Raw genomic sequence first — 17,069 nt, forward strand, 5'->3', positions numbered from 1 at the left:
TTTATAAGATAGTGATTTTCTGGGTGTAGAATTAATTTGAAATGCTATAGTATTTAAATCTTTTTGTTTATATGAAGATAGATCTTTTAATTATGTAGAAAAGTATGGATGACCAAAAATTATTCATCAATTTACACTTAAAATATTATTTTTAATTAAAAATTTGTTAAAAGTAACATTATTTAGTGTAAAAATTCTCTAAAAATAACACTTTATCATGTATCATTACTTTTCTACAAAATTAAAGGATAGATCTGTAGATTTTGGTAAATATCTTCTTAAAATACCATTATTATTTTCATTTAAACCTCTTTGACAAGGTTTACCAGGATCTGCAAAATAAATCTTAACATTACAATTTTTTTCGATTAATTTTCATTTACTAAATTCTTTACCACGATCAAAAGTAATAGTTTTAACTGTTCCTTTTTGTAACTTTGAAATAAATTTTATTATACTTTTTGTAATATTTTCTGATTTATTATTTTTAGTTGCTAAAGGAATTGTGGTTTTTGATCATATATCAGCTAAAGTAATAATAGAACTTTTATGATCTTTACCAATGATAGTATCACCTTCTAAATGACCAAATTCTTCTATATTTTTAATATTAGGAATGATTAAATTTCTTTCATGAATAGACTTACAATTATTAATTCTGCCCCTAGTTTCTTTTTGTTTGTGAGGTTTATTTTTTCCTTTTCTCAATAAGTTATTTTCATCAAAACCCATTCGATTTGTTTTAAACATGTTATATAAAGTTTTTGTTGAAATACTTTTTATTTTATTTTCCTTTAAAAAATTAGCAATTATATCAAGAGCATAATTTTTAGTAATTAACAAATGATTAATAGTATTAATTTCTATTAAAGTTAAAATTATTAATTTTCTACCTGCATTTTGTTTATTTTTTTGAATTTTATTCAATATTTCTAATGGTAATAAGTTTTGATTTAATAATCTACAAACTCTATGTACAGTTGATTTACTATAATCAATGGCTTTTGCTATTTTACGAATCGAAAATCCATAACTTTTATATTCTTTTATTGCTATTATTGATTCAATAGTCAGATACTTATACATTGTGCTAATTCCTTTCTTTTCTTAATTATAGAATTAACACAATTTAATTTTTATATAAGTGTCCTTTTTAATTTTACAATTCAGGTTAAATAAAAAAGAAAGGAAGAAGTTAGTGATAGAAACAATTAGAAAGGAATCAAAAATTTTTAAAGAAGAAATCAAAAAAATAGATACTGTAATAAAAACAAAACAAAATAATAGTTTTAAAGATTGAAAAACAAAAATTAGAAAGAGAAAGAAAAAAACATTTTGAACAAATTAAAAAAATAGACAAGATTATAAATATTAATGAACTTTATGAAATACAAAAACAAATAGAAAAAAATTTTAATTATGTAGAAAAGTATGGATGACCAAAAATTATTCATCAATTTACACTTAAAATATTATTTTTAATTAAAAATTTGTTAAAAGTAACATTATTTAGTTTAAAAATTCTCTAAAAATAACACTTTATCATGTATCATTACTTTTCTACAAAATTAAAGGAAAAAAATAGAGAAGAAATATTAAAATTAAAAAATCAATTACCAAATAAACAATTACAAACAACATATATGATAAAAAAATGAAAAGAAAACATAGTGGCATTAGATGAAGAGATATCCAAAGAAATGATACGAGAAGAGAAATTAGATAGTGAAATAAGAGTATTGGAAGTTGAAGGAACAAATATAGAACAGCAAATTGAAAATTTTAATGCTCATGATTTAAATAAAAAAATAATTTTATCAAAGTTAAAATTAAAAACAGCAAGATTAACTGTTAAGTTAGAAAGAAGAACATACAAAACAAAAAGAATATTTTGTAAAATTGCTAGAAATGAACTTGAAATAGCAAATAAATTTTTTTCAATAAAACAAGAAAATTGATGATTATGTCCAAATCTAAAATCAGAAAAAGAGGTTTTAGATGCAAGATTAAAAATAAGATTAAAATTGAAGATGGAAAATATTTGTGATTTAAATCGTAGCATGAGTAGAAGAAATTTAGATATTGCAAAAATAGATAAAAAAATTGCAAAATTAAATTTTAGTATAAATAAAAAAAATATTGAAATTAATGGTTGTCTTGCAGCAGTAAGACAAATTTATAATTCACAAAGTATAAAAACACAAATAAAAATATTATTAAAATCTCCTTTTATTTGATTGAATAAACAATTTCAAAAATATAAATATGAAGTAACGTTAAATCAATATCAAGCTCAATTAGAAAAATTAGAAAAAGAAATTCAAAAATTAGAAACAGATAAAGAAGGGCGAAATTTTTCGAGGCTTTTTAGAAATCTGTGTATCTTTGTTTTACAAAGTACTAGTTCAGATTAATTCTATCTTCAAATTTTATCATAAAATGAGCAATTGCTGTATTTCAATTTTGAATAGGCAATGTTCATTTTTTTGTTATATTTTCAATTGCTAAATAAAATATTTTAAAAACTGACATATCATTAGGAAAAGCTTTTTTGTTTCTAATAACTTTTCGTAATTGACTATTAACAGATTCAATAGCATTTGTTGTATAAATTACTCTTTTGATTTCTGCAGGATAACTAATAAAAATCATCAAATTTTCTCAATTTTTATATCAAGATTTAGCAATTTGGGGATATTGTTTATTTCATTTACTTTCAAATGATTCTAAAGCTTGCATTGCTTGTTCTTCACTACATGCACTATAAATTGGTTTTAAATCTGTAACTAGAGTTTTTCGATGTTTGTATGAAACATATTTTAAACTATTTCGAATTTGATGAACAATGCATAATTGATGTTCTGTTTTAGGATAAACTGCTTGTATTGCTTCTGACATGCCTGTTAAATTATCACTACAAGCAATCAAAATATCATTTAAGCCTCGATTTTTCATTTCTGTGAAATTAGCTAATCAAAATTTAGCACCTTCATTTTCACTAATTCATAAGCCTAAAACATCTTTTTTACCTTCTAAATCAACTCCTAATGCTATATAAACTGATTTATTAATAATCCGTTTATCTTGTCGAACTTTAACTACTATACAATCAAAATAAACAATCGGATAAATGCTTTCTAATGGTCGATTTTGTCATGTTTTGACATCATCAATAACATCATCAGTAATTTGACTAATAACACTTTCACTAATATCAGCACCATGATATAACTCTTGTAACTGCATTCTAATGTCAGATAGAGTCATACCTTTTGCATATAGTGAAAGCACTTGTTGATCAAAACCATCAAATCTTCGCTGTCTTTTTGCAACTATTACAGGAGTAAAATCACTATTGCGATCTCTTGGTACATCAATCTCAATTTTACCTTGTTGAGTTATTAATTTTTTTGAACTTGTACCATTACGAGCATTTTCAGTATTACTATGTTGATTTTTTTCATATCCTAAATAATTTTGCATTTCAGAATTCAACATTTTTTCAACTAAACGTTTTGTTAATTCTTTATATAAACCCCCTTCTTTAAAAACTGTTGTTAAATCTTCAGTATTTTCTAATAATAAATCTACTGCTTTTGATATTGGATCATTATTATTAATATTTTGTTTTTTAGCCATCTGTAACTCACTCTTTCTAGTCATTTAATTATATTTACTAGAATTAATTAAACATAGTTATTTTTGTAAGTTACACAGATTACTAAACATTGCCAATTTTTCTAATAAATTTTGAGTTATTATTAGTTGTGGTCGTTTTAATAATAGTAGAAGCAATGAAATTAAACAACAAAAAAAGGCAAAATTATATGAAATTAAACAAAAGATTTCTGGATTAAGAAATCAAGCAACTATGCAATCTCAACCTTCAACATCTAGACATGCTGTATCTTGAAATGAAATGGATCCCAATCGCTGTTTCAATGAAATTGGATATAACGATAATAGAGGGTTTACTTCTTCGTTTTAATATATTAAATAATTGTAATAATAAAAAAGTGAATTAATAATTCACTTTTTTATTATTATATAATGTATTTTTTCAGTTAATATTTTCAACTAAAATGTGTTATTTTTTTATATTTCATCAAAAGATGAGTTAATGACTTTACTTTTACATAACTTGGATAGATGGTTGATTTGAATCTGGATGATCTATCGGTTCGCTTTCATTTATTAAGTTTGCATTAAATGGTTGAAAATTAAATTGTTTTATTAATTTTTTAAAACTATAATTTTGTGCTTGTTGATTAGCAAATCTTTCTATTCCTTTTATACTATTGGTTGCTATTTCTTTTGCAATTGAAATTTTTGTTCAAAATCAATCAAAATAAGAAAAAGAAAAAGAAGTAAGAGTATTTTCAAGAATTACTGTCAATAGTGTTAGTGGAAGTGCTTTTTTAATATTTTCTAAATTTATTTCTTTTTCTTCGCCATAAAGACCAGTTAATATATTTTTAAAAATTGATACAAAAAGAAGCATACTAACAGTACTACCATATTTAATAATCTTTGAAAAATTTTGATTTTTTAAATTTTGTCATAATTTTTCAATGCAAGGTTGAGCAATTTTATCAAAAATTAATTCTTCAATTAAAATACTAGTAAAAAAGATACTTATTCTTTCTATAAAAGAGATGAAGTTGAAATTTTCTTCACTAACATGTAAATATAAAAATTGATCTCAAATACTAATACCACCAATTACTAAAGAAAAAGATAAGTATTTTCATTTATTTTTTAAAGAAATAAGTTTGTAATTTAAATACGATAAATTCATTACTATAACACCACTAATACCACTCATTAATACATCTCAAAAATTATGATAAAGATTTTCAGGTAACTTTTCTTTATGAAAATAATTTTTAGCTTCAAATAATAATACTGATCCGAAAGCAAAATTTAAAAAAAATGTATTAGGTAAAAACATATATTTTGAACTTAAAAATTTTTTTAAAAAATTAGGTTTTTCTTTATTTATTGGTAAAAAAGTAGTTAAATCCAAGTCATTTAAATTATTATTGTATTCTCTTTCTTCTTCATTATTGTATATTTTATATTTTGTTTCAATTTTTTTATTTTCATTTAAATTTGATAATTCTAAAATAACTGTACCATCATTTAATATAATTTCTTTCATTAAATATAATTGATTATTAATATTTGCTATTTTTTCATTTAAAACATCACCCGTTATAAATTTTGTATTATATTCTCAATTACCATTAATATCTAATCTTTTCTGTGTTTTTCCACCATAACGATCATCAGTATCCCTTCAATCATTGCTAAAATTAACAATAGTATTTACTGAATCACCATCAAATAATAAATTGTTTAAATTATTATTTTCTCTTCCATTTGTTATTTGATCATCATCTAAAACTATAATACTTTCAGTACTAGATGAATCATTATGATTTATTGATATATGTGAATTATTAATTCCATTATAATTAATATGTTCATTTGTTTTTAATAAAGGTAATTTTTCTGTATTAATCATCTTTTCATCCCCTTCAAAATAAAAAACCATTTACTTTGAAATGAAAGTAAATGGATTAAAAAACTTATATTAATTTTTATATTTATTATAAAGAAATAAAACGTATTTCACAATATATTTTTATCTGGTATTTTAAATAAAGTTTATTAAATAAAGTTTATTTAATTCATTATATTTCCTGAATTGTAAATATAAATGGGACAGTTTTTTAAAATAATTGTATTAAATCTATTGGTCTTTTATAAGATAGTGATTTTCTGGGTGTAGAATTAATTTGAAATGCTATAGTATTTAAATCTTTTTGTTTATATGAAGATAGATCTGTAGATTTTGGTAAATATCTTCTTAAAATACCATTATTATTTTCATTTAAACCTCTTTGACAAGGTTTACCAGGATCTGCAAAATAAATCTTAACATTACAATTTTTTTCAATTAATTTTCATTTACTAAATTCTTTACCACGATCAAAAGTAATAGTTTTAACTGTTCCTTTTTGTAACTTTGAAATAAATTTTATTATACTTTTTGTAATATTTTCTGATTTATTATTTTTAGTTGCTAAAGGAATTGTGGTTTTTGATCATATATCAGCTAAAGTAATAATAGAACTTTTATGATCTTTACCAATGATAGTATCACCCTCTAAATGACCAAATTCTTCTTTTAATTATGTAGAAAAGTATGGATGACCAAAAATTATTCATCAATTTACACTTAAAATATTATTTTTAATTAAAAATTTGTTAAAAGTAACATTATTTAGTGTAAAAATTCTCTAAAAATAACACTTTATCATGTATCATTACTTTTCTACAAAATTAAAGAATTCTTCTATATTTTTAATATTAGGAATGATTAAATTTCTTTCATGAATAGACTTACAATTATTAATTCTGCCCCTAGTTTCTTTTTGTTTGTGAGGTTTATTTTTTCCTTTTCTCAATAAGTTATTTTCATCAAAACCCATTCGATTTGTTTTAAACATGTTATATAAAGTTTTTGTTGAAATACTTTTTATTTTATTTTCCTTTAAAAAATTAGCAATTATATCAAGAGCATAATTTTTAGTAATTAACAAATGATTAATAGTATTAATTTCTATTAAAGTTAAAATTATTAATTTTCTACCTGCATTTTGTTTATTTTTTTGAATTTTATTCAATATTTCTAATGGTAATAAGTTTTGATTTAATAATCTACAAACTCTATGTACAGTTGATTTACTATAATCAATGGCTTTTGCTATTTTACGAATCGAAAATCCATAACTTTTATATTCTTTTATTGCTATTATTGATTCAATAGTCAGATACTTATACATTGTGCTAATTCCTTTCTTTTCTTAATTATAGAATTAACACAATTTAATTTTTATATAAGTGTCCTTTTTAATTTTACAATTCAGGAAAATATAATTGAATATAAACTAAAAAGCAAAAAAATATGGAAAAAAATAAAAAAGTAAAACTATTAAAGAAGATATCATAAAGAAATGTAATCAAAATAAATATAAAATAATGATAAAAAATCAGAAAAAAATTGGCAATGTTTAGTAATCTGTGTAACTTACAAAAATAACTATGTTTAATTAATTCTAGTAAATATAATTAAATGACTAGAAAGAGTGAGTTACAGATGGCTAAAAAACAAAATATTAATAATAATGATCCAATATCAAAAGCAGTAGATTTATTATTAGAAAATACTGAAGATTTAACAACAGTTTTTAAAGAAGGGGGTTTATATAAAGAATTAACAAAACGTTTAGTTGAAAAAATGTTGAATTCTGAAATGCAAAATTATTTAGGATATGAAAAAAATCAACATAGTAATACTGAAAATGCTCGTAATGGTACAAGTTCAAAAAAATTAATAACTCAACAAGGTAAAATTGAGATTGATGTACCAAGAGATCGCAATAGTGATTTTACTCCTGTAATAGTTGCAAAAAGACAGCGAAGATTTGATGGTTTTGATCAACAAGTGTTTTCACTATATGCAAAAGGTATGACTCTATCTGACATTAGAATGCAGTTACAAGAGTTATATCATGGTGCTGATATTAGTGAAAGTGTTATTAGTCAAATTACTGATGATGTTATTGATGATGTCAAAGCATGACAAAATCGACCATTAGAAAGCGTTTATCCGATTGTTTATTTTGATTGTATAGTAGTTAAAGTTCGACAAGATAAACGGATTATTAATAAATCAGTTTATATAGCATTAGGAGTTGATTTAGAAGGTAAAAAAGATGTTTTAGGCTTATGAATTAGTGAAAATGAAGGTGCTAAATTTTGATTAGCTAATTTCACAGAAATGAAAAATCGAGGCTTAAATGATATTTTGATTGCTTGTAGTGATAATTTAACAGGCATGTCAGAAGCAATACAAGCAGTTTATCCTAAAACAGAACATCAATTATGCATTGTTCATCAAATTCGAAATAGTTTAAAATATGTTTCATACAAACATCGAAAAACTCTAGTTACAGATTTAAAACCAATTTATAGTGCATGTAGTGAAGAACAAGCAATGCAAGCTTTAGAATCATTTGAAAGTAAATGAAATAAACAATATCCCCAAATTGCTAAATCTTGATATAAAAATTGAGAAAATTTGATGATTTTTATTAGTTATCCTGCAGAAATCAAAAGAGTAATTTATACAACAAATGCTATTGAATCTGTTAATAGTCAATTACGAAAAGTTATTAGAAACAAAAAAGCTTTTCCTAATGATATGTCAGTTTTTAAAATATTTTATTTAGCAATTGAAAATATAACAAAAAAATGAACATTGCCTATTCAAAATTGAAATACAGCAATTGCTCATTTTATGATAAAATTTGAAGACAGAATTAATCTGAACTAGTACTTTGTAAAACAAAGATACACAGATTTCTAAAAAGCCTCAAAAAATTTCAGACAAAGTAGTTCAAATATTAAAAATAATTTAATTATTAGATTCTTTAATATCATTAAACAATTATGCCAGTGAATTCAATTATCATCATAGGCTGTTTGATTTGCTTGTATTTTAATAAAAAACAATTCTGGGTATCCAGAATTGTTTTTAAAGAAAAATTAAAAGTTATTAACGATCGTCACCATTATTAATAGTACCTTTAACAATAACATAATCACATTTTGTTAATGTGGATAAATCTTTACCACCAGCATAAGAAATAGCAGATTGTAAATCTTCTTCCATTTCTTTATAAGTATCAGCAATTGAACCTTTATATGGAACAAGTATTTTTTTACCTTCAATATTTTTCGCTTCCGCTTTGTTAAAAATACTTGCTGATCCAAAATATTCTTTGTAAGATTGACCATTTATTGTAACAATTTTGCCAGGTGATTCATCATAACCCGCTAAAATACTTCCTGCCATAATCATAGTGGCACCAAAAGCTATTGCTTTAGCAATATCACCATTACATCTAATACCACCATCTGCAATTAATGGTTTAGTGGTGCTATTGGCAACATCTTGTAAAGCATTTAATTGTCAACCACCTGTACCAAATCCAGTTTTTAGTTTAGTAATACAAGCTTTTCCTGGACCAACACCAAATTTAATTGCATCAGCGCCTCATTTTTCTAAATCTTTAACAGCGGTTTTTGTCATAACGTTACCAGCAATAATAAAAGGTTTAGTATTTGTTTTAGCAAAAGTAGTTTTTATAAATTTAATCATTTCTTCCATAGCATTACTATGACCATGAGCAATATCAATAGTAATAAATTCAGGAATTAGATTCAGTTTGATTAATTGTTCAAGTAACTCTTTATCCTCTTTTTTAACACCAATGCTAATTGAAGCATATAACTTTTGTTCATGCATACTTTTAATAAATTTAATTTGATCGATATTAAAACGGTGCATTACATAAAAGTAATTATTTTTAGCCAATCAAATACATAATTCTTGGTTAATGACAGCACTCATATTTGCCGGAATAATTGGAATTTTAAAAGTAAAACCATTTAGTTTAACACTGGTATCACATTCTTTTCGTGATTTAACTATTCCTTTATTTGCAATTAGATTTATATCTTCAAAATCAAATTTCACATTCATTTTTTATTTATTCTCCTTAGTCTTTACTAATTGTAATAGTCAAAATATGTACATATTATTTTATAACGTTTTAAATAAAATGCTAAAGGACTAAAACACCATTAGTATTATATATTATTTTTTTGCAATTTAATTATCTTTATTATTAATTAAGTCTGATAATTGGTTAATCATTTTCTTTAAATTAGTAATTAATGGGTTATAAACATCAATTTGTGTTAAATCAACACCCGCATCTTTTAAAATATCTAATGGATATTTGCTACCACCGGCTTTTAAAAAGTTAAGTAAATTTTCTTTTTTACCGTTTTTAACATCTTCATAAAGTTTATAAGAAACGGTAATTGAAGTAGCATATTTATAAACATAATAAGGCGAGTGGAAAAAATGAAGAATTCGTGGTCATGAGTATCCTTTTGCTTTTTCTTCGTATTTATCTAATGCTTTTTGTCCATATTTATTAGCTGTATTTTCAAATAAATCAGCCAAAATATCGGCGTTTAATGGCACTTCTTTTTCTACTAATTTATGTGCTTCTCATTCAAATTCAGCAAATTGAATTTGACGAAAAAAAGTACCAATTACAGTTTCAATATGAGTTTGTAGTAAGTAAATGCGTTCTTGATTATTTGACGCTTTATTATATAAATAATCAAAGGCTAGATGTTCATTAACTGTTGAAGCAACTTCAGCTAAAATAATTGGATAGTCAGCATTTGGATATTTTTGATATTTTTCTGAAAATAGGGTGTGAACAGAATGACCTAATTCATGAGCTAGTGTATTAAGTGAATTAATAGTATCATCTCAATTCATTAAAATAATGGGTTCTACGCCATTACCACCTGTTGAATAAGCACCAGTTCGTTTATTTGTGTCTTCATAATAGTCAATTCTACCTGGTAATAATGCTAAGTTTAATTGCTCTAAATATTCATCACCTAAGATACTTAAAATTTCTTTGACTGAATTAATACCTTCTTCAACACTGAATTTTTTGGTTGGTATTGTTGTCATTTTTAAACTAGTATCGGTACTATAAAATTTTTTAAATTTAAAAAATTTACGTTTTAAATTATAAAATTCTTCTACTAAAATAGCGTGTTTCTGTCCCGTTTTTATTAAATTTTCATATAGTATTAATGGTACATCATCACTTAATAAACTATATTCTAAAGTAGTTAAATGTTTTTTATTATCTTTTTCTTTATCGTTGTTACGAATTTTTATTTCTTCAACAGCTACTTCTAAAATGCTTTCATAAACTTGTGCTAATGAATGTTTTTTATTTTTAATATCTTCATAAAATTTTTTTGAAATATCAATTCTTAATTGTTGATCTTTTACTGGATTACTATTTTCTAAAATGTCTAAATATAAAGTTTGTGTTAATTCTTGTTCTTTATTTTGATAATTAAACATTGTTTTTTGTTTATCAGCATAAACCAAACTATCATATAAACCACCAGCAGCACTTCTTGATTTACTAACTTTGCTTAGTAAAGTTTCATCGTGCTCACTTAAAATAAATTTTTCAAATTTAAAGAAAACTTCCATATCATGTTTATATATCATTAATGAGGGGTCATTATTAATTCAGTTTTTAATAGTTTGTAAACCAATAGTTTTAATTTCTGGTTCAATTCATGCTAACTTTTCCGATAACTTACTTTGTTGAGTCGCAAATAAACTAGATAATTGTTGCAATTCTAAGTTAGTTTGATCTAAATCTCCATAATGTAAATACTGCACAACTTTAGAGCCTAACATTGATATTTCTTTGCTAATTGCTAAATATTTTTTAAAGTTATCAATATTATTTAATTTTCCTTTAAAAGTTAAAAGTTGATTGGCAAATTTATCAAACTCAGGTAAAGCTTTTTTTCAAGATTCATTATTAATAAATAAATGCTTAAAATCTCAGCAGTACTTTTTTTTATCTTTTTCATTTAATTCAGAACGCTTCATAGTTTTTGCTCCATTCTATGGTAATATTACAATACAATAATAATACAATAATATTGTTTAACTTATCTATTTTTGTTGTAATTTTCGAAAATATTAATTCAGATATATTGTAATTATTTTAATATTACCATTTAGGAGTGAAAATATGGATAAAAATATTCTACTTAATGTTAGTAGTAAACTTGAATTAAAATTAAAATTAACAGCGGTATTTGCTGATAAGGTTCCTCATGAATTGATTGCTAAAGAAAAAAATAAATTAACATTAATTTCTGAAGATAAAACTTATTACCTATATTTAGGTGATAGTAAGGGCTTAACTCGTAATGATGTTTATAATTTTTTTGTAAATTTTAGTAGTAATAATAGTCAAGATTTGGATATTGATGTCAAATCTTTTGTTACGAGTAATTTAGATGAAAGTATACTTTTACAAACTATATATGAAGCATTATGATTCGGTACTTTTAAAGAATATACTTTAAAAAGTAAAAAGAATGAAGAAAAAAAAGTTAAATATAATGTTGTTTCAACAGCAAAATTCCCTAACTATACTTCACAACAACAAATCGAAATTCAAGGAGAAAGTATTAATTTAGCACGTAATTTGCAAGATATGCCACCTAATTTGTTATATCCCGAAGTTTTTGCAAAAAAAATTCAAGATGCAGCAAAAGGTATTAAAAATTTATCAGTAAAGGTTTTAGGGCAAAAAGAAATAACAGAACTAAATATGAATTTATTATTAGCAGTTAATGCTGGAAGTAATTTTGATGCTCGTGTTGTTGTTTTAGAATATAAAGGTGATCCACAGCATGCCGATGATATTTTAGGATTAGTTGGTAAAGGAATTACTTTTGATAGTGGTGGTTATTCACTAAAACTTTCTTCAGCAATGAAAGGTATGAAATTTGATATGTCGGGTGCAGCTAGTGTATGTAATACTGCCATTGCTGCTGCTAAATTACAATTAAAAATAAACTTTGTAGCTGTTGCTTGTTTAACAGAAAATAAGATTGGTGGTCATGCTACTTTAGTAGAAACAGTCTTTACTTCAATGAATGGTAAAACTGTAGAAATTAATAATACCGATGCAGAAGGAAGGTTGGTATTAGCAGATGGTATGACATATGCTTTACGTAAAGGAAAAGCAAATCGTATTATTGAATTATCAACTTTAACTGGTGCAATGCTAGTGGCATTAGGTAGTTATATGACTGGTGCTTTTGCTACTGATGATAAATTATTTAATGATTTTGATTTATCATCACAACAAACTAATGAAGAAATTTGAAGAATGCCAATTCATCAACAAAATATTTTAAATATGCGTTCATCTAAAATAGCTGATTTAAGTAATCTTTCTAAAGATCCATATGGTGGTTCATCAAATGCTGCTGCATTTTTAAAAGAATTTAGTGAAGATAAACCATTTTTACATTTAGATATTGCGGGAACTGCTTATAAAAATGATCGTGGTACGGGTGTATTAATTAAAACATTAGTTCAATATATGAAAAATTATAGTACAAGTAAATAAAGTTATAAAAAAGTTATTTGACAATATTTTTAGTTAATTGGTATTGAAATAATATTTGATTCTATTTTTTGTAGTGTTTTTAATAATGGTGGTAGTTGAGAATTATTAATTTTATTAATATTTAATCGATTACTTGTATCAATAGTATCATTTAATTTAATATTTATTTTTTCTAAGATTTTAATATTTTTATCAAATTTTTCATAATAATTTTTCTAAATTTTCTTCAGTAATATTTGAATTTAATTGGAAAATTGAATTGTTTGAGTAAACAGACTGATAATATTTTTTAGGAAAATTACATATATAACTTAATGTTTGACAAGTATATGTATTTTTAAATTTTTCTCAGCAAAAATCAGTAATATTAAGTTTAAATGAAAAACCAATTTGGGCTATTATTGCAACTATTATATTTTCTTTAGTTATTAGTAGTTTTAAATCTTTTATAAAATCTATTTTTTTGTTAGCACTTATTTGAGCAGTAATAATATCAAAATAACTATCAAGTGTCATTGAGGATACTATTGATATTAATCAAGTAAATAAATATTTAATATTTTTACAAATATTAGACTTACTGCATAACTAGTTAACTTTTCATTTTTTCCTGAATTGTAAAATTAAAAAGGACACTTATATAAAAATTAAATTGTGTTAATTCTATAATTAAGAAAAGAAAGGAATTAGCACAATGTATAAGTATCTGACTATTGAATCAATAATAGCAATAAAAGAATATAAAAGTTATGGATTTTCGATTCGTAAAATAGCAAAAGCCATTGATTATAGTAAATCAACTGTACATAGAGTTTGTAGATTATTAAATCAAAACTTATTACCATTAGAAATATTGAATAAAATTCAAAAAAATAAACAAAATGCAGGTAGAAAATTAATAATTTTAACTTTAATAGAAATTAATACTATTAATCATTTGTTAATTACTAAAAATTATGCTCTTGATATAATTGCTAATTTTTTAAAGGAAAATAAAATAAAAAGTATTTCAACAAAAACTTTATATAACATGTTTAAAACAAATCGAATGGGTTTTGATGAAAATAACTTATTGAGAAAAGGAAAAAATAAACCTCACAAACAAAAAGAAACTAGGGGCAGAATTAATAATTGTAAGTCTATTCATGAAAGAAATTTAATCATTCCTAATATTAAAAATATAGAAGAATTTGGTCATTTAGAGGGTGATACTATCATTGGTAAAGATCATAAAAGTTCTATTATTACTTTAGCTGATATATGATCAAAAACCACAATTCCTTTAGCAACTAAAAATAATAAATCAGAAAATATTACAAAAAGTATAATAAAATTTATTTCAAAGTTACAAAAAGGAACAGTTAAAACTATTACTTTTGATCGTGGTAAAGAATTTAGTAAATGAAAATTAATCGAAAAAAATTGTAATGTTAAGATTTATTTTGCAGATCCTGGTAAACCTTGTCAAAGAGGTTTAAATGAAAATAATAATGGTATTTTAAGAAGATATTTACCAAAATCTACAGATCTATCTTCATATAAACAAAAAGATTTAAATACTATAGCATTTCAAATTAATTCTACACCCAGAAAATCACTATCTTATAAAAGACCAATAGATTTAATACAATTATTTTAAAAAACTGAGGCTTTTTAGAAATCTGTGTATCTTTGTTTTACAAAGTACTAGTTCAGATTAATTCTGTCTTCAAATTTTATCATAAAATGAGCAATTGCTGTATTTCAATTTTGAATAGGCAATGTTCATTTTTTTGTTATATTTTCAATTGCTAAATAAAATATTTTAAAAACTGACATATCATTAGGAAAAGCTTTTTTGTTTCTAATAACTTTTCGTAATTGACTATTAACAGATTCAATAGCATTTGTTGTATAAATTACTCTTTTGATTTCTGCAGGATAACTAATAAAAATCATCAAATTTTCTCAATTTTTATATCAAGATTTAGCAATTTGGGGATATTGTTTATTTCATTTACTTTCAAATGATTCTAAAGCTTGCATTGCTTGTTCTTCACTACATGCACTATAAATTGGTTTTAAATCTGTAACTAGAGTTTTTCGATGTTTGTATGAAACATATTTTAAACTATTTCGAATTTGATGAACAATGCATAATTGATGTTCTGTTTTAGGATAAACTGCTTGTATTGCTTCTGACATGCCTGTTAAATTATCACTACAAGCAATCAAAATATCATTTAAGCCTCGATTTTTCATTTCTGTGAAATTAGCTAATCAAAATTTAGCACCTTCATTTTCACTAATTCATAAGCCTAAAACATCTTTTTTACCTTCTAAATCAACTCCTAATGCTATATAAACTGATTTATTAATAATCCGTTTATCTTGTCGAACTTTAACTACTATACAATCAAAATAAACAATCGGATAAATGCTTTCTAATGGTCGATTTTGTCATGTTTTGACATCATCAATAACATCATCAGTAATTTGACTAATAACACTTTCACTAATATCAGCACCATGATATAACTCTTGTAACTGCATTCTAATGTCAGATAGAGTCATACCTTTTGCATATAGTGAAAGCACTTGTTGATCAAAACCATCAAATCTTCGCTGTCTTTTTGCAACTATTACAGGAGTAAAATCACTATTGCGATCTCTTGGTACATCAATCTCAATTTTACCTTGTTGAGTTATTAATTTTTTTGAACTTGTACCATTACGAGCATTTTCAGTATTACTATGTTGATTTTTTTCATATCCTAAATAATTTTGCATTTCAGAATTCAACATTTTTTCAACTAAACGTTTTGTTAATTCTTTATATAAACCCCCTTCTTTAAAAACTGTTGTTAAATCTTCAGTATTTTCTAATAATAAATCTACTGCTTTTGATATTGGATCATTATTATTAATATTTTGTTTTTTAGCCATCTGTAACTCACTCTTTCTAGTCATTTAATTATATTTACTAGAATTAATTAAACATAGTTATTTTTGTAAGTTACACAGATTACTAAACATTGCCAATAAACTGTCCCATTTATATTTACAATTCAGGATTTTTCTTTTGTGATAAATCAACTGTACTTATTTGTTCTTTAACTTCTAATTTTTTACCATTGGTAGGGTCTCATGGATAAACACTTACTCTATCACTTAATTTCATAGTCATAGCAGTTGTTGAAACATTTGCACCTAATAATTTACCAATAGTAAAATCATTATCATTTGTAAAAGCATTTAATGGAATTAAACCACCATTACCAATAATACTTTCTAAATTACTTGTAAAAAATGCTGACATAAAGCCATTAAAATATAACATTTTTTTATATTGTTGAGCATTTTGAGTAATAACTCAACTACTTCAAATACCTAATGTTAAAGCATTTAATAATTTACCAATTAAAGGAATATCACTTAATGCAACTTGACATATCTACATTATAATTACCAGAGATATTATTTATATTTCATTCACTATCTCAAAAAAATTTAGCTTCTCCTACTGATGTACCATTACTTAATCTTGCTTTATCTTTATCAAAAGAAAGCATACCTTTAAAATCTTTTGTTACAAATAAATTATCTTGAAAATTTAATGAAGTTTTTAATCATTCTGTAAAATTTTTAAAATTAGTAAATCCAGTAGGTTGTGCATTCATAATATTATAAAATGTAGTTTCTGGATGACTACTTGTTGTTATTTTATCATTTATTCCAGCAAGTAAACCACCATTATTTTTAATATTAGTTGTAGATTTTTCATTATTACCAGCAATAAATAATCTTCTTGAAGCAAATACTTTACTTTCAAATATTTCTTCATTATTTTGTTGAATAGGCTCTTGTCCTTGAATTATTGGTCTTCCATAATAATAACAACTTGATAATAATTCTAATCCATATGATTGTCTATGACTATATCTTACTCCTATATCACGCATTAAA

General features: G+C 23.8%; 14 protein-coding genes and 3 pseudogenes. 6 read left to right on the plus strand and 11 right to left on the minus strand.

Features of this window, described 5'->3' with window-relative positions:
• Positions 1-246: 246 nt before the first annotated feature.
• Positions 247-1,086, minus strand: a pseudogene (locus AAHH39_RS01145) (IS30 family transposase); the annotation flags it as partial.
• A 112-nt stretch (positions 1,087-1,198) separates the two neighbouring features.
• Between AAHH39_RS01145 and AAHH39_RS01150 the strand changes: the two are divergent.
• Together AAHH39_RS01150 and AAHH39_RS01155 are read left to right on the plus strand one after the other, a co-directional pair.
• Positions 1,199-1,348, plus strand: a complete 150-nt coding sequence (locus tag AAHH39_RS01150) for a hypothetical protein (protein WP_342218553.1) — start codon at positions 1,199-1,201, stop codon at positions 1,346-1,348.
• 196 nt (positions 1,349-1,544) lie between these two features.
• The gene (locus tag AAHH39_RS01155) at positions 1,545-2,414 is read left to right on the plus strand and encodes a hypothetical protein (protein WP_342218554.1); all 870 of its coding nucleotides are present in this window, start codon (positions 1,545-1,547) and stop codon (positions 2,412-2,414) included.
• On the opposite strand, the gene AAHH39_RS01160 is transcribed toward AAHH39_RS01155, so the two are convergent.
• From AAHH39_RS01160 to AAHH39_RS13205, 3 genes and pseudogenes are all read right to left on the minus strand, one after another.
• Positions 2,401-3,639 carry an IS256 family transposase gene (locus AAHH39_RS01160; RefSeq protein ID WP_342219300.1) on the minus strand — a complete coding sequence of 413 codons (1,239 nt, stop codon included), beginning with the start codon at positions 3,637-3,639 and terminating at the stop codon, positions 2,401-2,403. The two genes, AAHH39_RS01155 and AAHH39_RS01160, sit on opposite strands and share 14 nt — an antisense overlap.
• Before the next feature lie 493 nt (positions 3,640-4,132).
• Complete coding sequence (locus AAHH39_RS01165; protein WP_342218555.1) at positions 4,133-5,527, minus strand: hypothetical protein; 1,395 nt, start codon at positions 5,525-5,527, stop codon at positions 4,133-4,135.
• Positions 5,528-5,735: 208 nt separating this feature from the next.
• Positions 5,736-6,191 (minus strand): annotated as a pseudogene (locus tag AAHH39_RS13205) (IS30 family transposase); the annotation flags it as partial.
• Between AAHH39_RS13205 and AAHH39_RS01170 the strand changes: the two are divergent.
• Positions 6,157-6,309 carry a hypothetical protein gene (locus AAHH39_RS01170; protein WP_342218260.1) on the plus strand — a complete coding sequence of 51 codons (153 nt, stop codon included), beginning with the start codon at positions 6,157-6,159 and terminating at the stop codon, positions 6,307-6,309. The pseudogene AAHH39_RS13205 and the gene AAHH39_RS01170 overlap by 35 nt on opposite strands.
• A 53-nt stretch (positions 6,310-6,362) precedes the next feature.
• Here the strand turns inward: AAHH39_RS01170 and AAHH39_RS01175 are convergent.
• Positions 6,363-6,851: pseudogene (locus AAHH39_RS01175) on the minus strand (helix-turn-helix domain-containing protein); the annotation flags it as partial.
• 314 nt (positions 6,852-7,165) lie between these two features.
• Between AAHH39_RS01175 and AAHH39_RS01180 the strand changes: the two are divergent.
• Positions 7,166-8,404, plus strand: a complete 1,239-nt coding sequence (locus tag AAHH39_RS01180; protein ID WP_342219301.1) for an IS256 family transposase — start codon at positions 7,166-7,168, stop codon at positions 8,402-8,404.
• A gap of 222 nt (positions 8,405-8,626) precedes the next feature.
• Here AAHH39_RS01180 and AAHH39_RS01185 read toward each other — a convergent pair whose 3' ends face one another.
• Together AAHH39_RS01185 and pepF are read right to left on the minus strand one after the other, a co-directional pair.
• A complete protein-coding gene (locus AAHH39_RS01185; protein WP_342218556.1) occupies positions 8,627-9,616 on the minus strand; it encodes a GMP reductase in 990 nt (329 codons plus the stop codon).
• A gap of 129 nt (positions 9,617-9,745) precedes the next feature.
• Positions 9,746-11,584 carry an oligoendopeptidase F gene (gene pepF / locus AAHH39_RS01190; RefSeq protein WP_252320241.1) on the minus strand — a complete coding sequence of 613 codons (1,839 nt, stop codon included), beginning with the start codon at positions 11,582-11,584 and terminating at the stop codon, positions 9,746-9,748.
• Between the two features lie 145 nt (positions 11,585-11,729).
• On the opposite strand from pepF, the gene AAHH39_RS01195 reads away from it, so the two are divergent.
• Entirely contained in the window at positions 11,730-13,124 is a 1,395-nt protein-coding gene (locus tag AAHH39_RS01195; RefSeq protein ID WP_342218557.1) for a peptidase M17, read from the plus strand.
• Between the two features lie 189 nt (positions 13,125-13,313).
• On the opposite strand, the gene AAHH39_RS01200 is transcribed toward AAHH39_RS01195, so the two are convergent.
• Positions 13,314-13,640 carry a hypothetical protein gene (locus AAHH39_RS01200; protein WP_342218558.1) on the minus strand — a complete coding sequence of 109 codons (327 nt, stop codon included), beginning with the start codon at positions 13,638-13,640 and terminating at the stop codon, positions 13,314-13,316.
• Between the two features lie 178 nt (positions 13,641-13,818).
• Here AAHH39_RS01200 and AAHH39_RS01205 point away from each other — a divergent pair, with 178 nt between their 5' ends.
• A complete protein-coding gene (locus AAHH39_RS01205; RefSeq protein WP_342217458.1) occupies positions 13,819-14,763 on the plus strand; it encodes an IS30 family transposase in 945 nt (314 codons plus the stop codon).
• A gap of 47 nt (positions 14,764-14,810) precedes the next feature.
• On the opposite strand, the gene AAHH39_RS01210 is transcribed toward AAHH39_RS01205, so the two are convergent.
• The 3 genes from AAHH39_RS01210 to AAHH39_RS01220 all read right to left on the minus strand — a co-directional run bounded on the left by AAHH39_RS01210 (position 14,811) and on the right by AAHH39_RS01220 (position 17,065).
• On the minus strand, positions 14,811-16,049 hold the full coding sequence (locus AAHH39_RS01210) for an IS256 family transposase (protein ID WP_342219300.1): 1,239 nt from the start codon (positions 16,047-16,049) through the stop codon (positions 14,811-14,813).
• Positions 16,050-16,164: 115 nt separating this feature from the next.
• A complete protein-coding gene (locus tag AAHH39_RS01215) occupies positions 16,165-16,443 on the minus strand; it encodes a hypothetical protein (RefSeq protein WP_342218560.1) in 279 nt (92 codons plus the stop codon).
• Positions 16,444-16,516: 73 nt separating this feature from the next.
• Complete coding sequence (locus AAHH39_RS01220) at positions 16,517-17,065, minus strand: hypothetical protein (protein ID WP_342218561.1); 549 nt, start codon at positions 17,063-17,065, stop codon at positions 16,517-16,519.
• Between the last annotated feature and the right edge of the window lie 4 nt (positions 17,066-17,069).

The sequence above is a fragment of the Spiroplasma endosymbiont of Amphimallon solstitiale genome (assembly GCF_964030965.1).
GTDB lineage: Bacteria > Bacillota_I > Bacilli_A > Mycoplasmatales > VBWQ01 > Spiroplasma_E.